17 protein-coding genes are annotated in these 21287 nt (G+C 56.3%); 10 read left to right on the forward strand and 7 right to left on the reverse strand.

The window, feature by feature from the left end:
- On the reverse strand, positions 1–508 hold a 508-nt coding region (locus tag ACF8AM_RS18940; RefSeq protein ID WP_392557148.1), incomplete at its 3' end, for a putative molybdenum carrier protein.
- 83 nt (positions 509–591) lie between these two features.
- Positions 592–912, reverse strand: a complete 321-nt coding sequence (yidD, locus tag ACF8AM_RS18945; protein WP_392557149.1) for a membrane protein insertion efficiency factor YidD — start codon at positions 910–912, stop codon at positions 592–594.
- Here yidD and ACF8AM_RS18950 point away from each other — a divergent pair.
- Positions 911–1531 (forward strand): gamma carbonic anhydrase family protein, encoded by a 621-nt coding sequence (locus ACF8AM_RS18950; protein WP_392557150.1) that lies wholly within the window; start codon positions 911–913, stop codon positions 1529–1531. The genes yidD and ACF8AM_RS18950 overlap by 2 nt on opposite strands.
- A gap of 121 nt (positions 1532–1652) precedes the next feature.
- Positions 1653–3128 carry a hypothetical protein gene (locus ACF8AM_RS18955; RefSeq protein ID WP_392557151.1) on the forward strand — a complete coding sequence of 492 codons (1476 nt, stop codon included), beginning with the start codon at positions 1653–1655 and terminating at the stop codon, positions 3126–3128.
- Positions 3129–3259: 131 nt separating this feature from the next.
- Here ACF8AM_RS18955 and ACF8AM_RS18960 read toward each other — a convergent pair whose 3' ends face one another.
- Together ACF8AM_RS18960 and ACF8AM_RS18965 are read right to left on the reverse strand one after the other, a co-directional pair.
- Positions 3260–3721, reverse strand: coding sequence for a hypothetical protein (locus tag ACF8AM_RS18960; protein ID WP_392557152.1), 462 nt, complete (start codon positions 3719–3721; stop codon positions 3260–3262).
- Between the two features lie 752 nt (positions 3722–4473).
- Entirely contained in the window at positions 4474–5895 is a 1422-nt protein-coding gene (locus tag ACF8AM_RS18965; protein ID WP_392557153.1) for a metallopeptidase, read from the reverse strand.
- 311 nt (positions 5896–6206) lie between these two features.
- On the opposite strand from ACF8AM_RS18965, the gene ACF8AM_RS18970 reads away from it, so the two are divergent.
- From ACF8AM_RS18970 to ACF8AM_RS18980, 3 genes are all read left to right on the forward strand, one after another.
- On the forward strand, positions 6207–7247 hold the full coding sequence (locus tag ACF8AM_RS18970) for a galactitol-1-phosphate 5-dehydrogenase (protein WP_392557154.1): 1041 nt from the start codon (positions 6207–6209) through the stop codon (positions 7245–7247).
- Positions 7248–7353: 106 nt separating this feature from the next.
- Positions 7354–8139 carry an alpha/beta hydrolase gene (locus tag ACF8AM_RS18975; protein WP_392557155.1) on the forward strand — a complete coding sequence of 262 codons (786 nt, stop codon included), beginning with the start codon at positions 7354–7356 and terminating at the stop codon, positions 8137–8139.
- A 10-nt stretch (positions 8140–8149) separates the two neighbouring features.
- Positions 8150–8545 (forward strand): response regulator transcription factor, encoded by a 396-nt coding sequence (locus ACF8AM_RS18980; RefSeq protein ID WP_392557156.1) that lies wholly within the window; start codon positions 8150–8152, stop codon positions 8543–8545.
- A 36-nt stretch (positions 8546–8581) separates the two neighbouring features.
- On the opposite strand, the gene ACF8AM_RS18985 is transcribed toward ACF8AM_RS18980, so the two are convergent.
- From ACF8AM_RS18985 to ACF8AM_RS18995, 3 genes are all read right to left on the reverse strand, one after another.
- Entirely contained in the window at positions 8582–9568 is a 987-nt protein-coding gene (locus ACF8AM_RS18985) for a type II secretion system F family protein (RefSeq protein WP_392557157.1), read from the reverse strand.
- A gap of 62 nt (positions 9569–9630) precedes the next feature.
- Positions 9631–10596 (reverse strand): type II secretion system F family protein, encoded by a 966-nt coding sequence (locus tag ACF8AM_RS18990; protein WP_392557158.1) that lies wholly within the window; start codon positions 10594–10596, stop codon positions 9631–9633.
- A gap of 114 nt (positions 10597–10710) precedes the next feature.
- Complete coding sequence (locus ACF8AM_RS18995; RefSeq protein WP_392557159.1) at positions 10711–12030, reverse strand: CpaF family protein; 1320 nt, start codon at positions 12028–12030, stop codon at positions 10711–10713.
- A 355-nt stretch (positions 12031–12385) separates the two neighbouring features.
- On the opposite strand from ACF8AM_RS18995, the gene ACF8AM_RS19000 reads away from it, so the two are divergent.
- The 5 genes from ACF8AM_RS19000 to ACF8AM_RS19020 all read left to right on the forward strand — a co-directional run.
- Complete coding sequence (locus ACF8AM_RS19000) at positions 12386–14371, forward strand: prenyltransferase/squalene oxidase repeat-containing protein (protein ID WP_392557160.1); 1986 nt, start codon at positions 12386–12388, stop codon at positions 14369–14371.
- Entirely contained in the window at positions 14368–16338 is a 1971-nt protein-coding gene (locus ACF8AM_RS19005) for a polyprenyl synthetase family protein (RefSeq protein ID WP_392557161.1), read from the forward strand. Before ACF8AM_RS19000 ends, ACF8AM_RS19005 begins: the two co-directional genes overlap by 4 nt.
- Positions 16339–16420: 82 nt before the next feature.
- A complete protein-coding gene (locus ACF8AM_RS19010) occupies positions 16421–17065 on the forward strand; it encodes a hypothetical protein (protein WP_392557162.1) in 645 nt (214 codons plus the stop codon).
- A gap of 327 nt (positions 17066–17392) precedes the next feature.
- Positions 17393–18712, forward strand: a complete 1320-nt coding sequence (locus ACF8AM_RS19015; RefSeq protein ID WP_392557163.1) for a DUF1501 domain-containing protein — start codon at positions 17393–17395, stop codon at positions 18710–18712.
- A gap of 214 nt (positions 18713–18926) precedes the next feature.
- Positions 18927–21287: pre-peptidase C-terminal domain-containing protein (locus ACF8AM_RS19020; protein ID WP_392557164.1), on the forward strand; the 2361-nt coding region annotated here is incomplete at its 3' end.

Consider the following 21287-nt stretch of genomic DNA (forward strand, 5'->3'; position numbering starts at 1 on the left):
ACTGAATGTCGCCGCCGCCACCGCGAAAAATGTGAGTGAGCAGTTGCCGTGTTTGGTCGCTGATTCCAGGCGAATTGCTTTCGCGTGGGCCTGCCACGTTGAGGTTCGCGGGGCGAACTTTGTCGAGCCAGGTTCGGATTCGCTTGGCAGCCGTCTTGGGGGATGACAGATCAACCGCCAAATACGGTCGCGATTCCCGGCCGCAGATTCGCTTCGTCAATGCGGTGCCGCCCGAGATTTTGCCGCGATACAAAATCAACGTTGCATCGGTGTCGATGACATTTTGTTCTGTTCGATCGGGATAATGTCGGGACGCGTGTTCTTGCAGCAAGTAACGATCGGGGATGCGACCGTCTTCCGCGATCCGCCCTGCGGGACACCATCCGCCATGCGGCAGGTTCAGTTCAATGGCTGCGTCCAAGGCACCACGGTCGACTCCCGTTTGTCCGCCGGAAATGATCCAGCCGGGACCGAAGGCGTCGGTCGTTTGTGAGGCGGCATTGGGCATGCGGCGATGATAACACGCCGTCTCGATCTGGGAATCGCGAAGGTTGCAGCGTTCGGTGTGGCGTGATGTTTGATGCTCGTCGGCTAGGGCGGGTCGTAGCCACCTGGGTTCCAGGGATGGCAGCGGCCGATACGTTTGATGGATCGCCAGGCACCGCGAATCGCTCCGTATTTTTGAATCGATTCGATGGCGTAGGCACTGCAGGTTGGAGTGAATCGGCAACTCGGCCCCATCATCGGGCTGATCACGACTTGGTACCATCGGATGCACAACACGAATGTTGAGATCGCCAATCGTGACAGCACGCCACGTGGGATTGGCGGTGGAGACTCCGGCGCGACCTCCGCCGGGTCGAGTTCATCGCGTTCGAGGTTTTCTCGCTCTTCCTGCAACCGATTTACCATGTCAACGAATGATTTGAATCACCAATCCACAACCGAACAAGCTGACTCGGGGCCACCGGAGCGAACGCGACGATCTGCGGTCGTGACCAGTGAAACGGATCAAAGTTTGGTCGCCCCGTCGGCGTTCATTGCTCCCAACGCGACTGTGTTGGGGGAAGTGTACATTGCCGAGGACGTTAGCATTTGGTTTGGGGCGGTGATGCGAGGCGATACGGAAAAAATTGTGATTGGCCGGCAAAGCAATGTTCAGGACCAGTGCGTTTTGCATTGTGATCCCGGAATGCCGTGCGTGATCGGAGAACGCGTGACCGTGGGGCACTCCGCCGTCGTGCACGGTGCGACCGTCGAAGACGATGCGTTGATCGGAATTGGCGCGATTGTTCTCAACGGCGCCACCATCGGTAAAGGCGCGATCGTCGCGGCGGGGGCTCTCGTCACTGAAGGCACGGTGATCCCGCCAGGAATGCTCGCGGTGGGGACGCCCGCGAAACCGATCAAGGAGGTGAGCGAATCGCTTCTGCTGCGTTCTCGCGAAGGGGCTCAGCACTACGTCAAGTTGGGCCGTCGTTATCGCGAGGAGTTGACCGATACAAACGTCACCGCCCGCAAGGTCGATTGAAACGCACGGATTTGATGGTTTGGTTCTTTGAACCCGCAGAGATTCTTTGGGGTGCGCATGGAGGGCGTCCTAGTGTTGGGGGAATATTCTTTGAATCTCCTTTTAGATTTTGTGTTCCAACATGTCAGCAGCACCCATTCCGTGGAAACACATTCGCAATGTTTTGGTTTTGTTCGCACCGGTTTGGTGTGGAGCGGCCGTCTTGTTTGGAGTGCTAGGACTAGGAGCCGCATTGTTTTCAAGCGACCGCTGGGCGGCGCGTCAGCCGCTCGTGCTTCGCGACGAAGCGACTGGAGCGGTGGATCGTTTGGGCCGGTTTTCTAGTCAAACGGATTTGAAAGCTGCTCAGGAAACGTTGCTCGAAATGGCTCGCAACCCAGAAGTGGTCGCTGCCGCGCTGCGTGACATCGGCCCGGTGGATGGGGAAGAGGATGAGTCCTTTCCATCGACAACCTTGGTCGACACCGTTGCCAACAAACGCGTCAACGTGGTCGCACCGCAAGGCAGCGAATTTGGCAACAGTGAACTGGTCTACCTGAAGGTTGAAGCGGAAACGCCGGAACGTGCATCCGATTTTTGCCGGGCGCTGTTAGATAACTTGAGCAGTCACCTGAGGACGGTTCGTCGAATCCGTGCTGACAGCGTCATCATCGAATTGACCAACGCACGTGATTTGACACGCCAGAAACTGGATTCGGTTTTGGCAAAAATGAACGAAATCGAAGTTCGTTTTGGTTCGGACCTCAGCGAATTGCGGAATTTGAACGATGCGATCTCGGGGGATGGTGCCAACCGCCGGACCATGGAAGAGAACGCGAAAGAACTGCAGTTGGCGGAACTTGAACTGGAACGATTGAATGCGTTGCAGCAATTGTTGATCGCCGGGTCGCAAGACCCACGTCAGTTGTTGGTCAGTGGCGATGAGTTGCTTTCCAGCCAGCCTTCGCTTCAACGATTGAAAGACGGTTTGATTGACGCACAAATCGAATCGAGTCGATTGGCCAGTGTGTACACCGAACTGCACCCACGACGACGCTCTGCGATCACCACCGAACGAGAAATCACGTCCCGTATGTTGGAAGAGGCTCGTGCTGCGGTTCGAGCGATGAAGCCAACCTTGGCATTGGCTCGCGACCGAGTTCAGCGACTCCGTGACAAACAGGATCAACTGCATGAAAAGTTGAGCCGGTTGGCCGGCGTGCGAACGAGTTATTCCAAACTCGATAGCGACGCGGAAGCATTGACTCAGCAATTGGCAGAAGCCGAGGCAGCACTCGGGGAAGCTCAAGCCAGCCGTTCCGCTGCTCTTTCGACGAACTTGTTGGCGGAGCTCGGACCACCACAGGTCGGTGACTCACCCGAAGGAATGTCGGGGATCTCGGTCACCTTTGGATCGTTGTTCGCCGGATTGGTTTTCGGTTTGGGAACCGTGTTCTTGATCGCTCCTGGTCCTCAAGGGCCTAGCGCGGGACGTCGGTGGAGCGATCGATTGACCGGGCGTCGCGCAACGGATCACATGCCGCCGGAGGTGGCCGCTCAAGTCGCATCGGTTCCTCCCGATGGGCAAGAACGCCGCCGAGGATCAGACCGAAGATGACCAGTGGGAGTCGTTGAAACTGAATTCTAATGAGACATTGAAAAACACCTCGCCGAGCTGACTCGGCGAGGTGTTTGTCTTTTCATCATGCCGAGGTCAACGCCGTGAAAGCGTCAACGCGGGACAGTGGATCAGGCACCCGTGGCAGGTGCATCGACGCAACCGTCGCACTGGCAACTGTCGCAACTGCAGTTGTCGCAGTCGACCGATTCGTCCAGGCAGCAGTTGCAGCCAGCGTCGCATTGCCCGCAGATGCAGGCGGCGTCGACGGCGGAAGTCAACGAGTCACTTTTCGCAACCGGCTCACCGGCAGCATTTTCGCAGGACGAGCCGGCACAGCAGCTCATCTTTGCAGCGGCGTTTGAGCTGTCAGCCGTCTCGCAGCCATCGCATTGGCAGGTTTCGCACGAGCAGTCATCGCAACTGGTATCGCCGTTCACACAGCAATCGCAATTGACTTCGCACTGACCACACGGGCAGGCTTTTCCACCAGCGGCGGAGGCATTCTCGTTCGATACCGCGCTTCGAGTAGCGAACAGAATCGCGACGCCAACCAACACGGTGGCGGCAAACATCATGGAAGTACGTAACATCTTTGTGGCTCCTATTGAACCGAAACTTCAATTGAAAATTCAAACCAAACTGTCTTTGTCAGCTTCGTCTTGAACTTCAATTCAGCCAGCGGCACAGAAGCACGCAGCGGTCTCGCGACGTCACGGCAGATTGCCATGAAGAATCCAGTTGCTGGTTCCACGAAGGGGAAGGCACTGGGTGCAGAGACTCTTCTAGCAGGCCAATCGGCATGCTGAATGTGACGGGTTGGTCATCGACCGTGAGCACGCGTGAACTCACCCACGAGTCAGTCAGGGCCGACCGGACATCGCAGTCGCACTGGGACGTCCATTGGCAGAGGCATTCGGAACCAGAGTTCGAAGCCTTTCCCTCAGCACAGTCCGATGCGGTCGATTGGCAGCAGGAAGCGGCGGCTGGTTCGGCTGATGAACAACATGATGTTGCTACCGAACCGTCCTGGGTGACCGACGCGGCGCAGCAACATGGTGGTTGCAACATGGGCCAAATGCACAACGCGAGCGCAGCCAGCAAAGCTGGTGCTCGAAGTGCCGTTCGGGTCCACGCGGTTGGTCTCATGTCTTCCTTATACGCAGCGAAGCGGGATCGGGTCGAGTGAAATTCTCGACATTTGCCACAGCAGCTTAACAGTCGAACGTGACCGATCGAATAAGAAATGGCGAAAACACGTCCGGATCCGCCATTTTTCAATCGATGAGGAATGTCAGTTGGCAGGTTGCGGCAGCGAGACGTTCCGAGTCGCGCCGTTGCTGTCCTAAACCACCATTCGATGAATCGCTGTTCCGGGCTTCATGGCTTGAATTTCTTCAAATGTGAGTTCGAGCGATTTGGGATGGTCGGCTGCGTCTGCCTCGTGCGAGCCATATTCGCGAAAGGTTTCGATTCGATCTTTGGAATGGAACCCGATCCAGGGAATGCCGGATTCGCTGTGGATGCGAACGAGTTTCGCTGCTTCGTCGACTTCGACATTGGGGCGGGAGGATTGGTTGCCGGTGGCGTCGAGTTGGAACCAAGGGCTCCAGCGAAGGAACGATGCACTGACGGGTGAAAAGTAGGCTTCTTGTTTATTTGAAAACTTGCGGGTGTGCTTGTTTCGATTGCTCGGCGGGTCGGCAAACGTGAACACGCGATGAAAGTGATCAAACCCTCGCGTCATGATGCCCATGTTGTCGGTGCAGTGAGGCAGTCCCATCGCGTGGCCGGTCTCGTGCAACGTCGCGCCGATCGTTGTCGATGCCAACGCCCAAATCCTTCCGCGGAAAGCGCTGTCATCGTGGACGCGAGTTGCATCGACTGAGGAATCGTCCTGGAAAACTTCCATTGCGGATTGAATGTCGCGAGGCCAACTGAATACCGACGCACTGCCGAACAGTCCCAGGTTGGCTCCGCCGAGCGCGGTGTGTCCGAGCATCGTGCCCGTTCGCGGGTCTTTGCGAGTGTAAGCTGCCAGGACGACGTTCTTGGCCATCGGGTCCGGGTGTTCTTCGTTGATCCAGCGTCGCACACGTGGCCACCAGCGGTTGTTGTCAGCTTGTGCGTAGTAGTCTTGTTTGTCTTCGTTGCCTTTCCATGTGTGCACGATGACTTGTCCGTTTTCGTCATGTTCCAACGCGAAGGTGCGGGGGCCGTAGCCCAGGTCCTTCATTCGTTCGGCGGTGAAAGTTTGCATCAACAAGGCCGCCGTGCGAAGCCGATTCTCGTAGTCCTGAGTGACGGAATCGTCGGGGGTTGCGAATTCGGTTGCTCCTGATTGATCCGTCATCCAAATCAATCGTACGTAATGGGGATTGGTTTGCGGTTTGTAGTGAAGCACCAATTCGGTTGTCGGTGCGGAAGCATGTTCCAATCGAATGATGTTTTTTCCCTCCGAGAGTTCAACCAGCGCCTTGAACCGGCCTCCGTCGGTCAGTGCTTTGACTGGTTTCGCACTGGCAGGGGCTTGTTCGTTGACGATCGTCAATGAGTTGCCGGAAGCAACCGGCATCGTGCCACGCAGCAAGACCACGCTGTAACGGACGACGGAATCTGTCTCGTGGTTTTCGACCTGGATCGCCGCGTCTGATTTGCTGGCAAAGGAATTGCTGGAATAGAGAGCGGCTGTGGCGAAGGTCACTGCGAGACAGATCAAAGCCAGCGGCGTGACGCCGCTCGAGAGGTGAAGGCGGGATCGTTTCATTGAAAACAGACTGTTCAAGGATGGGTGGTTGGACTTCAGTCGTTGGTTCTAAATCGATTCACGTTGGGGTCTGAATCGAAGTTCCGCCAAACTTCTGCATTCGATACTCCATGGAATCTCGGCAATCGCTACGAACAGCGAAACGATTGGCGAGATCGGCAGTTTAATTGGTCATGGCGACGGAATTGAATCGGGCGTCACAACGAGGTGCTTCATTCTCTCGTTGCATCGTTTCATTGCTCGCTGATTTGACATAGAATCCCGATCCGTCCTGTCTTTTTCCTCCACCTATTCTCCTGAAGCGTTGCACCATGAAGGCATTGTTGTTGACCGAGTACAAAAACATGCAAGTGACAGACGTGGACGAGCCCGAGGTGGGGCCAGACGACGTTTTGGTCCAGGTCGAAGCGTGCGGGATTTGTGGCAGCGACATCCACGGTTACGACGGCAGCACCGGCCGTCGCATCCCGCCCTTGGTGATGGGGCACGAGGCTGCTGGTGTGGTGGTTCAAGTGGGCGAGAATGTCAAGGATTTGGAACTTGGGGCTCGCGTCACGTTTGACTCAATGGTGTCCTGCGGGAATTGTGACTTCTGTCGCGAAGGTCACGGGAACCTGTGTGACAACCGGATGGTCCTGGGTGTTTCCTGTGGCGATTATCGACGTCATGGTGCGTTCGCGGAACGTATCTCGGTTCCTCGCCGGATTGTCTATCGACTTCCTGACACTCTGCCGTTTGAACACGCTGCTTTGGTCGAAGCGGTCAGTGTTGCGGTTCACGCCGCTGAGTTGACACCGATCCGGTTGGGTGACACTGCTGTGGTTGTCGGGGCCGGAATGATCGGTTTGTTGGCGGTCCAGGCCGTGCGCGCGGCGGGAGCGACTCAGGTCATCGCTGTGGATTTGAACGACAAGCGATTGGAAACCGCTGGATCGTTGGGGGCGGATGTGTTGTTGCGAGCTGATCAGGTGGACGTGCCCGAAAAAGTTCGCGAATTGACGGGCGGACGTGGGGCGGACGTGGCGTTGGAAGTCGTCGGCGCCACGCCAACGATCAAAACAGCTATCGAATCGGTTCGCAAAGGTGGTTCAGTGACTTTGGTGGGCAACGTTTCACCGACGATTGAGTTGCCACTGCAGTCCGTCGTGACGCGTGAGATTCGTTTGCAGGGAACCTGTGGTTGCAACGGTGAGTACCCGCAGTGCATCGATCTGATGAATCGTGGTGTGATCAACGTCGAGCCATTGATCACAGCCAAAATTTCTTTGGCGGATGGTCCGAAGTGGTTCGACCGTTTGCATGCCGGTGACGCGGAGCAAATGAAGGTGTTGGTATGTCCTCGTTCGGAGTGAGATCCGGAACCCGATGACTTTTCGACGTTGACATTGAAGGCGGCGTGAAACTAGTTTCCCCTCGTCGCCTTTCGCGGACTACCCACTGACCGATTCAGGACAAAAGATGAGCGACCCGTTTGCAAGCCGAATTCGCTCGTATCCCTCTCCGGAACCTGCCGCGGCGAGGGCAGCGCAGCCACGTCGCCCGCTGTCGATTGTCGCGCCGCTGCACTACACGCCGTCTTATGCGTACCCGTTGGTCGTTTGGCTACACCACAGCGGTCACAACGAATTGCAGATCGAGCAGGTTCTTCCGCACGTTAGTACTCGGAACTACGTCGGCGTTGGCGTTCGAGGTAACTTGGCCACCGACGTGAGGGGATGGGGGTTTGATTGGGCGGAAGGTAAATCGTCGATCGCCTCCGCTCGGCAATCCGTGATGGAAGCGATCGAGCATGCGAAATCGGAGATGTCGATTCATCCCGATCGAATTTTGATCGCTGGATATGGAAGCGGTGCGACCATGGCCTGCCGAATCGCGTTGATGGAGCCCGAGCAATTTGGCGGTGTAGCGATGCTGGGGGGAGAGTTCCCGTCCAATCAATCGGTGATGAGAGAGTACCACCGACTTCGCGAGCGACGTTTACCGATTTTGTGGCAGCAAGCCATCAATGGCGTGGATGATTGCCCAAAACAATTGAAGCGTGGCATCCTGGCGGCGGAATCCATCCGGGCTCGTGTTGAAATTCGTCAGTACCGAGGCGATGATGTCATGAACGCGGTGGCGTTGCGTGACATGGATCGGTGGTGTTTTGATAACATCGTCCAACCACGCCCCGAGTCCACCGCGGAAAATTCGACGGTTCGTCCCAGTGAGGGATTGTCACCGATCGATTTCTCCGCCAATTGATCGCCACTTGATGAATACCTCTGCCCAGACAGAAAGCACCACCTCCACCGCGAAAATCCTTGTTGTGGATGACGATGCGGAAATCATCGAGGCGGTTTCGTACGCTTTGGAATCCAACGGATACGAAGTCGTGGTTGCCCGAGACGGCAATCAGGCACTCGCGTTGGCGGAGTGTGAAAATCCACAGTTGATGATCTTGGACATGATGATGCCCAAGCGAAGTGGATTCTTGGTGCTTGAAAAGATGCGTCGTGAAAGCGAATTGCCTGTTCCTGTGATCATGATCACGGGCAATGAAGGCAGTCGCCACCAAGCTTACGCAGAGTTGCTCGGCGTCAGCGAATACATCCGAAAGCCATTTGCGATTGAGAAATTGCTGGAAGCAGTCGAACGCTTGCTGAAATAGCTGGCGAGTTTGCCGGGCTGCCGTGCGCGGTCGGGCTCACTGAAGCATTTGGCGATACATGTTGATCGCTGCGGGGCCAACCAGCACGACGAAGATGCCAGGGAAGATGAACAGCACCAGCGGGAAGATCATCTTCACGGCCGTCTTGGCTGCTTTTTCTTCCGCGATTTGGCGACGCTTGGTTCGCATTGAATCGCTTTGCACACGAAGTGCTTGAGCAACACTCGAGCCGAACTTGTCAGCTTGAATCAGGATTGAGGCGAGTTGTTTCAGGTCGTCGACGCCGCTGCGATAGCCCAGCCCCGAAAGCACTTCGCCTCGAGGGCGACCGAATTGCAGTTGTTGGTTGGAGATCGAGAATTCTTCGCCGATGGCTTTGTGGCTTTTTTGCATTTCTTCGGCCACCTTCCGGAGTGCCTGGTCGAGACCCAACCCGGCTTCCACACAGACAACCATCAAGTCCAATGCGTCTGGCAAACCTAAGAAGATCTTTTCGCGACGTTTGCTGGCAAGGAAGCTCAGGGCCAGGGATGGAATCATGAAGCCAAAGATCATGCCAAGCAACAATTTGATGATCATCCCCTGGGTCAGACCATCCAGGGCAGCGCCGGTGACACCGCCTAGCATCAAGCCGATGCCGGTGCAGACGAGTTGAATCAGTTTGAAAATGATCGGAGCACTTTCACGTCGAAAGCCAGCGTTGACCAGCTTTTCACGCAGCATCCCCATCTCGGCTTCATTGCCGGACACGGAGCTGGCGATGGGTGTCGCAGCCTTTTCCAAGGCTTCCGCGAGAGCTTCATTTTTGGTGCGTTGTTTCTCGTCCGCAGCGATATCACGGATCCCGCGTTTGTTTTCTTTCAAACGCTCGAGGCGTGATTCAGCAGGGGCTTGGTTGTCACCGCCCACTTTGCTCAGGACGAACCAAGCAAACGATGTCACCGAAGCAAAAATCGCGATGGTGGTCAGAGTCAACGGGCTGATGAAGCCGATGAGTTCGGAAGCGATTGAGAATGTGAACATGGGACTGGGGTGTGCGAAGTGCGATGAGCGAAAGAAAGAAGAAGTGCGAAGCGAGGCAAGGTCTAGACTTTGATCGTGATGATCTTCTTGATCGCCAAGGCACCGAGGACCTGAGTGATCAAGGCCATGCCCAGTGCGTAACGTCCGAGTTCATCGGTGAAGAGCATCAGCACGTATTCTGCGTTGATTTTCAACATCACCAGGAACAGCACAGGGGGCAGAGCGAGCAGCACGGCACCGCTCATGCGGCCTTCTCCGGTGAGGGCTTGGATGGTTCCCAAAATTTGCAATCGTTCGCGAACCAGGTGCCCGATCTTGTCGAGGATCTCGCTCAAGTCACCCCCGGTTTGTCGCTGCAGGATCACGGCGGTCGCGAAGAATCGAAGGTCCATGTTGGGGACGCGTTGTGCCATGTCTTCGATGGACTCGTCCAGCGGAATGCCGAACTTCTGTTCTTCGAAGCAGCGGCGAAATTCGGTCGCCAAGGGAGCTTCCATTTCTTCGCCAACCAAACCGAAGCCGGCGTTGAGCGAGTGACCTGCACGCAGCGAGCGGCCGAGCAATTCCAACGCTTCTGGAATCTGTTCGCCGAATCGCTTCAGTCGTCGTTTGCGTTTGAACAGCACGTAGAAAACTGGTCCACCAACAAATGTGGCGCCGACAATGGGGCCGAGCAAGATTGGCACCGGGGTCACAACGCACAGCAGGACTCCGGCGGAGAAGCATGCCGCGCAGATCATGGCGAACTTCGTGACCGTCATGTCAATGTCCGCCTGTTCGAGGATCTTATGGACTGCCGGGATGCGGTCCATGATGATCTTCAAAATGCCGGTCGTGTCGTCCAAGTCATTCAACAAAAAGGACTGGGAGGCGTTCTCGGACTCTGCCCCGCGTTTCCCGTGAGCCAATTGGGCCAAGCGATCTTCCGTCGCGGTCGTTTCTTCCGAAGGCATCAAGACAGATGCACCGAACGCGATGAGCGAGGCAACAAAGACCCCAGCGGCGACGATGATGATGATGGATGACATGGGAGCGTTGATTGAAAAGGAGAGTCGAGCGTAAGTTATCGAAGAGTGCTTCTGAATCGATTCGCCAATCGTGTTGCCAATGAATTCAGCGTCACGATCGGCGGTTCGAGCTGACTAGGCGTCCATCATGACTCGTTCACGGAACGCACTGGCGGGCAGTCGCACGCCGGCGGCTTCGAGTTTGTCCATGAAGCTGGGGCGAACACCGCTGCAGACAAATTGCCCGTGGGCTTTGCCTTCGGAGTTGATGCCCTGTTGGTTGAATCGGTAGATGTCTTGCAGGATGATCGTGTCTTGTTCCATCCCGACGACCTCGGTGATCGCGGTGACGCGACGTGGGCCGCCTTGCAGTCGGTTGGCCTGAATCAGCACATCGACTGCACCGCTGACCTGTTGTCGAATCGCTTTCACAGGCAATTCGAAACCTGACATCATGACCAGTGTTTCCAGACGAGCGATCGCGTCGCGAGGGGTGTTGGCGTGAATCGTGGTGAGCGATCCATCGTGACCCGTGTTCATGGCTTGCAGCATGTCGAGTGTTTCACCGCCACGGCATTCCCCGATGATGATCCGCTCAGGACGCATCCGCAGGGCGTTTTTCACGAGGTCGGTCGCGGTGACGGCCCCATTGCCTTCGATGTTGGGTGGTCGAGTCTCGAGACGGACAACATGGTCTTGTTGAAGCTGAAGCTCGGCCGCGTCTTCGATTGTCACGATTCGGTCTTCGTGGCCAATGAACGAGGACAGCGTGTTCAGCAGAGTCGTTTTACCGGAACCCGTACCACCGGCGATGATCATGTTCAGGCGAGCTTTGATGCATCCTTCGAGCAGCATCACCATCTCAGGCGTGAACGCTCGGTAGTTCAACAGGTCTTCTAGTCGCAGCGGGTTGCTGCCGAAACGACGAATGGAAACCGCGGCACCGTCGAGAGCCAAGGGTGGGATGATCGCGTTGACCCGAGAGCCATCTTCGAGACGTGCGTCGACCATCGGGCAAGTTTCGTCAACACGTCGGCCGACTTTACTGACGATTCGGTCGATGATCTGCAGGAGGTGTTTGCCGTCGCGGAATTCCACGTCGGACTTCTGCATTTGGCCGCCCTTCTCGACATAGATGTTCTTGGGGCCGTTGATCAGAATGTCGCTGACTTTGGGGTCTTTGAGGATCAATTCCAAGGGACCCAGTCCAAACGTTTCATCCAAGACTTCGTCGACGATCCGTTCACGCTCTTGGCGGTTGAGCAGCGTGTCTTCGGCGTCGCAGAGGTGTTCCACGACCATGCGGATTTCACGTTTCAGCGTGTCGCCTTGAAGGTCACCAACACGCGAAAGATCCAATTTGTCGACGAGCTTGCCGTGGATTCGGCGTTTGATCTGCTCGAATTGTTCCTGGCGATTTGCTTCGGGACGTTGGGGAGGCGCTGCTTGTCGCATGTTTCTGATTTCCTTGACAGTGTGTCGGACACCCTCACAGAGTGCCTGAAATGGCTCACCCAACCCTACGACCTAAACAGTGCGCATGCTGCGAAAACGCAACGTGATCCTGTAAAAAAGAACGCTCTGCAGAGGCTTTGCGGGTTATGACGAGGCTGCGCGTTGGAAAAGATGAACCGTTGCAATTTGAAGTGGACTGCTTGGTGCTGGTGACACGCTGGATGGACCTTGGTCGCCTTCGTTGGATCCGGTTTGTGTTCGTGGCTGGTGGGCATGATCGCAAGGGGTGGTGCGACAACGGCCGGCGGTGTGTTTGAATAGTGGTTCGTTTGGTCGAACGTTTCTTGTTTGGAAGATGATGGCTGTTGTTGAAAATTCTGTGAGGGAAGGTTTGGACCGACGCGAATTGCGTGGGACGCTGGACCGTTTGCGAGGCGAACTGCTGGCGCAGCGCACCGAGAACGGTCATTGGATCGGCGAATTGTCCGCCTCGGCGTTGTCGACTGCGACTGCGATCAGTGCGATGAGTGCGGCGGTGCGGTCGGGCGAGTTACCCAGTGCGGACGTCGCAGATCTGCTGCAGCAGATTCAGAATGGGCGTCTTGGGCTGGCGACTCAGCAGAACGAAGACGGCGGCTTTGGCGACACGGATCGCAGTCACAGCAACATTGCAACAAGCTATCTGGTGCTGGCCGCCTGGGCTTTGTCGGATCAAGTCGTCGGGGAAGTGACGGATGCGGATGCGGTCGCGCGTTTGAAGGGCTGGATTGAGGCGGCCGGTGAAATCGATGGGCTTCGGAAACGCTATGGCAAGGACAAAACATTTGTTGTTCCGATCCTGACCAACATGGCCATTGCTGGATTGGTTCCATGGGAGCAGGTTTCAGCACTGCCGTTTGAGGCCGCTGTTGTCCCGCAGTCGATGTATCGATTTGTGGGGATGCCCGTTGTCAGTTATGCGGTTCCGGCGCTGGTTGCGATTGGGCAGGTGAAGTTTCTCGAAGGTGGTGGCTGTTTGCCGCCATGGTCGTTGGTTCGCCGAGCGGCGATCGAACCTTCGATGAAGGTGTTGCTTTCGATGCAGCCTTCCAGTGGCGGGTACCTGGAGGCGACTCCGCTGACGGCGTTTGTGGTGATGTCGCTTTCGGCGAGCGGACGGGCGATGCACGAGGTGACTCGAAATGGGCTGCGGTTTCTGCGCGAGTCGATGTTGCCCGATGGGAGTTGGCCGATCGATACGAACCTTGCCAACTGGGTGACTTCACTCGCGACAACGGCGCTGGCGATGGACCCAGATGATGATCGGTCTTGGTCGACGAACGAACTGATCCAGTGGCAGCGTGGATGCCAGTATCAGGAACGGCACCCATTCACCGGAGCCGATCCAGGCGGTTGGGGGTGGACGGATTTGACGGGTTCGGTGCCGGACGCCGATGACACTCCTGGTGCGATCATCTCGCTTCGGATGCAGGCGACGACGAAGCCCGAGTTACTGGGAGAAGATTTTTCGCGTGAGTGGCCAATGACTCAGACAACCGGTTCGGGCTCTCACAATGCGGCGGGAACATGGCAAGCTTGTGATCGCGGTGTCGATTGGTTGTTGAGGTTGCAGAATCGTGATGGTGGCTGGCCGACATTTTGTCGTGGATGGGGCAAGTTGCCGTTTGACCGGAGCAGCAATGATTTGACGGCGCATGCGCTTCGAGCAATCGCTTGTCTGCCGAAACGGGAGTCTCGGAAACGAGAGCGGGCGATTCAGAAGGGGCTTCGTTTCCTGCGAAAGAATCAGCAGTCCGACGGATCGTGGTTGCCGTTGTGGTTTGGCAATCAGGACCGGTCCGAGGAAGACAACCCGATTTACGGGACGTCGCGAGTGTTGGTCGACGCCAGTCCAGCGTTGGGGCACGATGCGATTTCGCGAGGGTTGCAGTATTTGATCGGCAGCCAAAACCATGACGGGGGGTGGGGCGGCGGCGAATCTGTTCGCGAAACTTTTGAGTTGCCCGAGGGTTCCATCAGTTCCGTGGAAGAAACGGCGCTCGCGGTGGAGGCGTTGGTGAGTTGGTGGGCACGAATTCCGCGGAATGAGGGCGGGCAGGCTGGCTCAAACGACATTTCGGGGGGAAGCCCATGGGATGCGTCGATGCGTTCGTCGCTGCGAGCGGCTATACTTTCGGGCACCCGCTGGCTGATCGATGCTGTGCAACGCGAGCGTCACCAGGTGGCTTGGCCGATCGGGTTTTATTTTGCCAAACTTTGGTATTACGAGCGGCTTTATCCGCTGGTCTTCACGACCGCGGCACTGGGCCGGGTTATGCAACGCGACGAACTACTTAGGTGATTGGCTTGTCGACCGGATCCCCCTCCCTACCCGCATCTGTCCCGCCGAATGAGAACGCATCGAGTGATGTGTCTGTTCCCGGAACCTCCTCGGGGCGTCGTCGAAAGACGAGCCATTTGAAGGAGGTGCCAGAAACGTTGGCCCTGCGGGAAAGCTTGCGAGATCGATGCGCCCAAGTTGCTGCCAAGCTCGATCGTTCTCATCCGATGACCAAGGATGAGATGGAGCAGATTTCCCGCCGAATGCTCGAAGAGGCCGATTTGCCGGAGAGCTATCTTGGCTGGGTGATGGTGATGATCAGCAGCGAGTTCTGGGCCGATGCGCTTGCTTCGGTTCCGCCGGAACGACGGCTGTTTTTGCTGCCTCACTGTTTGAAGCATGCCGAAGGTTGTCCTGCCGAGTACGACCAATTCGGCATGAATTGCAAAGAATGTGGTGCCTGCAGCATCGCGGATTTCCGCTCGATCGCCGAAGACATGGGCTACCGAGTGTTGGTGGCCGAAGGTTCACCAGTGGTGATGAAGATCATTGTCGGCGGGTACGTCGACGCGGTCGTCGGTGTGGCTTGTTTGAACGTGCTGGAAAAGGCGATCGACAAAGTTTTGTTGGCAGGGATTCCCTGCATGGCGGTGCCGTTGCTGTCGAGCGATTGCCGAAATACCAAGGTCGATGAGCCTTGGGTGGAGCGGATGATTCGCACGCCGTACAAGCCTGCCGCGGCGAAAACGAAGAGTTATGTTCACCTGATGCGAGCGGCTGGGTTGCTTTTCGAAGACACCTTGTTCGAGCGACTGGCACCGCGTCAACGGGAAAGCCGTTTGGATGGTGAGGCTTATTCGCCAGGCACTCGCATGCTGGAAACGACCCCGTCTGAAAACGGCTCGCGACCTGCCGTGACCCCTGAACAACTCGAAGGCGTCGACCCGATCGCTGCGACCGAGTCCATCGCTCTGGATTTCTTGGCCCGCGGTGGCAAGCACTCACGTCCATTCATCACTTTGGCCGCGTACGACGCGATGAAGGGGGGGGATGGCACGGGCGCAGACGGAGAAGACGTGCTCAATCGCGTTCCCGATTCGGTTCGGCGGGCGGCTTTGAGTATCGAGACGTTCCACAAAGCCAGCCTGGTGCACGACGACATTGAAGACGGGGATGCGTTCCGTTACGGCCAGCCCGCTGTGCACCAGCGATTTGGAACGGCGACGGCGATCAACGTCGGCGATTACCTGATCGGGCTCGGGTACCGATTGCTCAGCCGCAACGTGATGGGCGACGAAGTCGACGCGGAAACGCGTGTCGATTTGCTGGATTCTTTGGCCGCCGCGCACGTTCGTTTGTCGGAAGGACAAGGTGCGGAGTTGCTTTGGCGAGACGCGAAAGATCGTCGCTTGACGCCACTGGATGCACTGAAAATTTATGCACTGAAAACCTCGCCGGCATTCGAAGCGGCTTTGTACAGTGGTGTGCGAATGGCCGGTGATGCTTCGGATTTGGTAGAGCCGATTCGCAAGTTCAGTCGGAATTTGGGCGTGGCGTTCCAGATCATCAATGACTTGAACGATTGGGCAGGCGACGATTCAAACAAGTTGACTGCGGGTGCGGATGTGATCGGTGGACGCCCCACTCTGTTGTGGGCGTTGGCGTTGCAGCACCTTGATGAGAGCGACAAGGAACGCTTGCTCGCCTTGGCAGAACCTGATTGCGAATTGTCGGATCGCGAACGATTGAGCACGGCACGCGAGTTGTATGAAAAAGCCAACGTGTTCGAGATGAGTTTGCAGTTGATCGAAAAACATCAGGCTCGTGCGGAACAAGTTGCTGACGAGATCGAAAACGAGAATCTGCGACGTCTGCTGTACTTTTTGGTCGACACCGTTCTGGAGCGTCCGGAAGCATCAGGCGATGCTGAAAATGGGGCGTCGGCAAATTCGCCGGCGGTCGTGAAGATCGGTGTGGTCGCTCGCTAGTCGTTCGGCGTTGGGACTTCGTTTTGTTCTTGTTCGAACGAACAGAACATCAACCAATGTGGACTCCGTTTGAAAGTTGCTCATGCCTCCTGGTTCACCATCCTCTGAGATCGAAACGTTCAGTGAGTCCGCCGAACAGGTCGATTTGAAATCGCTGTTGAAAGAGTTTTACAGCGATTTTGGGGAGTTGGCCGAGTTTGAATTGGCGACGGACATTCCCGAGCCTTTCGACACATTGCTGAATCATCAGTCTCACATGACGGTGACCGTCGAGCACTATCACGGGGAGCCTGTTGACGTGGTCGTGCATCGCCGCCGCAATCGATTTCGGGACGGCCGAGTCGCTCAGGCGGTGGATGTCGCCAAGCCGGAAGAGTTGGATGCGACGGAGGCCTACACTCGAGAGATCACGTTGGTCACGCGAGACACTCAGCAGGTGGTTCAACACGGGATTGTTCGGCTGGACCCGTCCGCTCTTTCGCGGTCGGTGTGGCATCAGATCGCCAGCGGGGAGATTCCGCTGGGGAGGGTGTTGATCGAAAACAATGTCCTTCGGCAGGTGCAGTTGTGTCGCCTTTGGAAGGTCACCGCGGGAGAACGACTGGCTGGACACTTGGGTTTGGCGATCGGAGATGTTGTGTACGGGCGGACTGCTTTGATCCGCTGCAACCATCGACCAGCCATTGAATTGTTGGAAATTGTCCGTGGAAACGGCCCTGTTGGTTGATTCGGTGCGCGAGAAGGAGGGGGTAAGGTCCATCGACTGCTTCCCCCCAGGGGGCGGTGCGTTAATTGACACAAGGAGTGTTTTTGTTACGATGCGAATGTTTTGAGGGTACGAACCCGTCTTGTGGCCGTTCAAGTTGCGAGGCGTTTCGAACTCAAAGCAAGAAGAGTCGACAAAACCCTCCACCAATGTTGGATCCCACCTTTCACCGACCTTGATCGCCCTGATCGAGTTTGGTCCCACCCTTTTGGGTTTTACTCGTGACGTGCCGTGAAGGCTTGATCACGGTGGACCCCTTTCCCGCTTCAATTGAGGAGCATCAGAGACATGCGTTGTCACGGAAACCCACTGACGCAGCCCGGCATGTTTGATCGCCGAGGATTTTTGGTTGCGGGAGCAGCCAGCGGTCTTGGACTGAGTTTGCCTCAATTGCTGATGCGAGAAGCATCCGCAGAGATCAAACAGTACGACTTCGTCAAACCAAAAGCGAAGAGTGTCATCCACATTTTTCTGCCGGGCGGATTGGCTCAGCAGGAATCCTTTGATCCGAAGCCCTACAGCCCGATGGAATATCGTGGCGACCTGGGCACGATCAAAACCAACACGGGGGAAGTGATTGGAAGTGCAATGCCGCAGTTGGCTAAACGAGCCGACAAGTACTGCGTCATTCGTTCGATGTCCCACGGGGAAGCCGCTCACGAACGCGGCACGCACAACATGTTCACTGGGTACAAACCCAGTCCCGCGCTGAGCTACCCCAGCTTTGGCGCAGTGGTCAGTCACGAGTATGGCCCACGCAACAATTTGCCTGCCTACATCTGCGTCCCGAACGTTCCCAACGAGTACGCAGGAACCGGGTACTTGCCCAGTTCTTATGGCGGATTCGCACTGGGAGCGGATCCCGCTCGGAGTGATTTCCAAGTTCGCGATTTGAACTTGGCCGGCGGTGTCGATGAAGCACGTTTCATGCGACGCAAACGCGCCTTGGAAATGGTCAACCAACGGTTCGTCACCGGTACATCCGCCGACAATGTTGGTGCGATGAACACGTTCTACGAGCGTGCTTACGATTTGCTGGATACGCCAGAAGCCAAAGCCGCATTTGATCTGTCCAAAGAAGACGACAAGACTCGTGATCGTTACGGTCGCAATACGGCTGGTTCGCGAATGTTGATGTGTCGTCGTTTGATCGAAGCCGGTTCACGGTTGGTCACGATGACCTACGGTTCGTGGGACATGCACACCTCGATCACATCGGGAATCCGCGGCCAAATGCCTTCGTTCGATCAAGGTTTGGCAGTCCTGTTGGATGATCTCAGCGAACGTGGCTTGTTGGACGAAACTTTGGTCATGGTCACCAGTGAATTTGGCCGGACACCAAAGATCAACGCGGACGCAGGCCGAGATCACTGGCCAAAGGTTTTCAGCGTGATGCTGGCCGGCGGCGGCGTGCAAGGCGGCCTGATTCACGGTGCATCGGATTCGACTGCATCGGAGCCTGAGCTGGATCCCGTTTCGCCCGCTGACTTGGCAACGACCATGTATCGCTTGTTAGGCATTGTGGCAGACAAAGAGCTGATGGCACCTGGCGATCGGCCCATTGAAATTGTTGATGGCGGAAACGTCATTGAGAAAATTTTGACCTAAGTCTGGCTTCTTGCCACGACTGGTCCAATCCCACCTATCCCGCCCCGCCTCTTTCCACCAAAGGTTTGTTGTGATGTCACACGACAATCTCCCTGCTTGCGCAGACCGAACGCCATTCCGGTCAGCCTGCCAAGCCAAAAGGCCTCAGGCTGCTTTGGTTGCTCCCTCTGCTTTCCCTGTCGTGAACAGGCTGTTGCTTGGCTTGGTTGCGGTCATGAGTGCAACGCTCGCGGCCGGTTCCGTATCGGCGGCCTTTCCGAAGATTTCCGACATCCGACCGCTGGGAGTGGTTCGTGGGGAAGAATCCACGATCACGCTTCACGGTAGTGCTCTTGGCGACGCGACGCAGGTTTTGACTGACCTTCCAGGAGTTGAAATCTTGGAAGTCAAACCGGTCGATGAGAAATCGGTGACGGTGAAGTTGAAAGCGGATGAAAAGCTTGCACCTGGGTTGTATCCAATCCGATTGGTGACTCGGTCCGGAATCACGGATCTGCATCTGATTGGTGTTGGGGCGATGCCAATTGTCAACGAGGTCGAGCCCAATAATTCGTTCGAAGAACCCCAAACGATCGAAATGGACCGCACGATCGAAGGCAATGTCGATCGAGAAGATGTGGATTGTTTCAAGGTTCACTTGGAAGCCGGGCAAAAGCTTACTGTGGAAATCGAAGGCATTCGATTGGTTCAGGAGCTTCGCAATCGAAACATCTTGGACCCTGCGATCGCGATTTTGAATTCGGATCGTTTTGAAGTGGCGGTCAGCGATGATTCTGCTTTGCTGCAACAAGACGGCTTGTGTTCGTTCACTCCCGAAGAGGCGGGTGATTACACGATCGTGGTTCGTGAGAGTTCGTTTTTGGGGGCCAGCAAGGTATGCGGGTATCGATTGCACGTGGGATCGTATCCTCGTCCTGTGACCGTGATCCCGTCTGGTGGCGTCAAGGGAGAGGTCCTGGAGGCGAAGTTGGTCGATGTGGACGGCACGGTGACGCAGTCCAGTGTGCAACTTCCCAGTCAGCCTGTTGAGAAGTGGCCTGTCACTCACCAGGATGATCGCGGGGTTTCACCGTCTCCCAACTGGATCCGAGTCAGTGACGCACCGATTGTCACGGAAACGGAACCCAACGAAGGGCAGTCTCAGGCCTCGCCGGGACAGTTTCCTGCGTTGCTGTGTGGCGTCATCGAAGAAGGCGACGTTTACGATTGGTACTCGTTTGAATGCAAGAAAGGCGATCGCGTCCGAGTTCAATTGCACGCTCGCAAGACGTTGCGTTCACCGCTTGATGGTGTGATTCATGTGTTCGGTCCTGATGGAAAGACACTCAAGGGCAGCGATGACATCGGTCCCAATCCAGATGGGATGGTCGACTTTGATGCTGCGGCTGATGGCAAGTACTTTGTGCGGGTTTACGACCACCTGCGCCGCGGCAGTCCTAATCACAACTATGTCATTGAACTGAGCCGTCGTGAGCCCTCATTGGAACTGACTTTGAAAGAACTCCGACGCGATGAAGCGATGGTGGTTCCGGTTCCCGTCGGAGGCCACAGCGCGATGGTGTTGACGGCGCGGCGAAACCGATTCAACGAAACGTTTGAAGCCTTTGTTGAAGGTTTGCCAGAAGGCGTGACCGCTCAAACGTTCCCGATGCCAGCCGGTCGTGTTGAGATCCCGGTTGTTCTCCATGCGACCAAAGAGGCTGAGCTTGGTGGTGCCTTCTTTGAAGTGGGGGGCGTTGGCAAGTTGGGAGATCGTGAAATCCGAGGTGATTTCAAGCAGCACCACAAGATGGTGTTGGGCCAAAACCGGCGGGAAATGTTTGGATACGACACGGAAAAAGCCGCGTTGGCAGTTTGTGAAGCGATGCCTTTCGAAGTGGAGTTGGTGCAGCCGAAGACTCCCTTGCTTCGCCGCGGCAGCAAGGATTTGTTGGTTCGCATCAAACGAGACGAAGGCTTTGACGGGACGGTTTCGTTTCGCACGCTCTACAACCCGCCCGGCGTCGGCGTGAACAATAGCAAACGCATTGAGAAGGGCAAAAACGAGGTGATCATTCCGATCACTGCCAATGCCAATGCCGCACTTGGAAGTTGGCCGATGGTGATGCAGGTCAGTTTCCCAACCAATCGCGGAACAGCAACGATGTCGACCGCGCCAATTATGCTAGAGGTCGAAGAGCCCGTCTTCGATTTTGAGTTCCCGAAATCAGCGGCTGAACAAGGCGCCGAGACCATGCTCGCGGTTGGGATGACGAAACGGCGAGACATTGAAGGGGACATTCAAGTTCGCTTGGTTGGGATCCCCAACGGGGTGACCTGCGAAGAGCCTCAAAAGAAAGTGGAGCTCGAATCAGAGGCGGTTCAGTTCATGCTGAAGGTTGCACCGGACGCGAAACCTGGCACGCACAAGACGATGGTCGTTCAAACGTTGATCACTCGCGATGGCGAAACGATGTTGCAGACCGACGGCACAGGTGAGATTCGGATCGACAAACCATTGCCGGTCAAAAAGGATCCGCCCGCTGAGAAGAAGCCCGAAGCGAAACCCAAACCGAAGCCCGCCGCCAAGCCGCTG

The sequence above is a fragment of the Rhodopirellula sp. JB055 genome (assembly GCF_043100905.1).
Classification (GTDB): domain Bacteria; phylum Planctomycetota; class Planctomycetia; order Pirellulales; family Pirellulaceae; genus Rhodopirellula.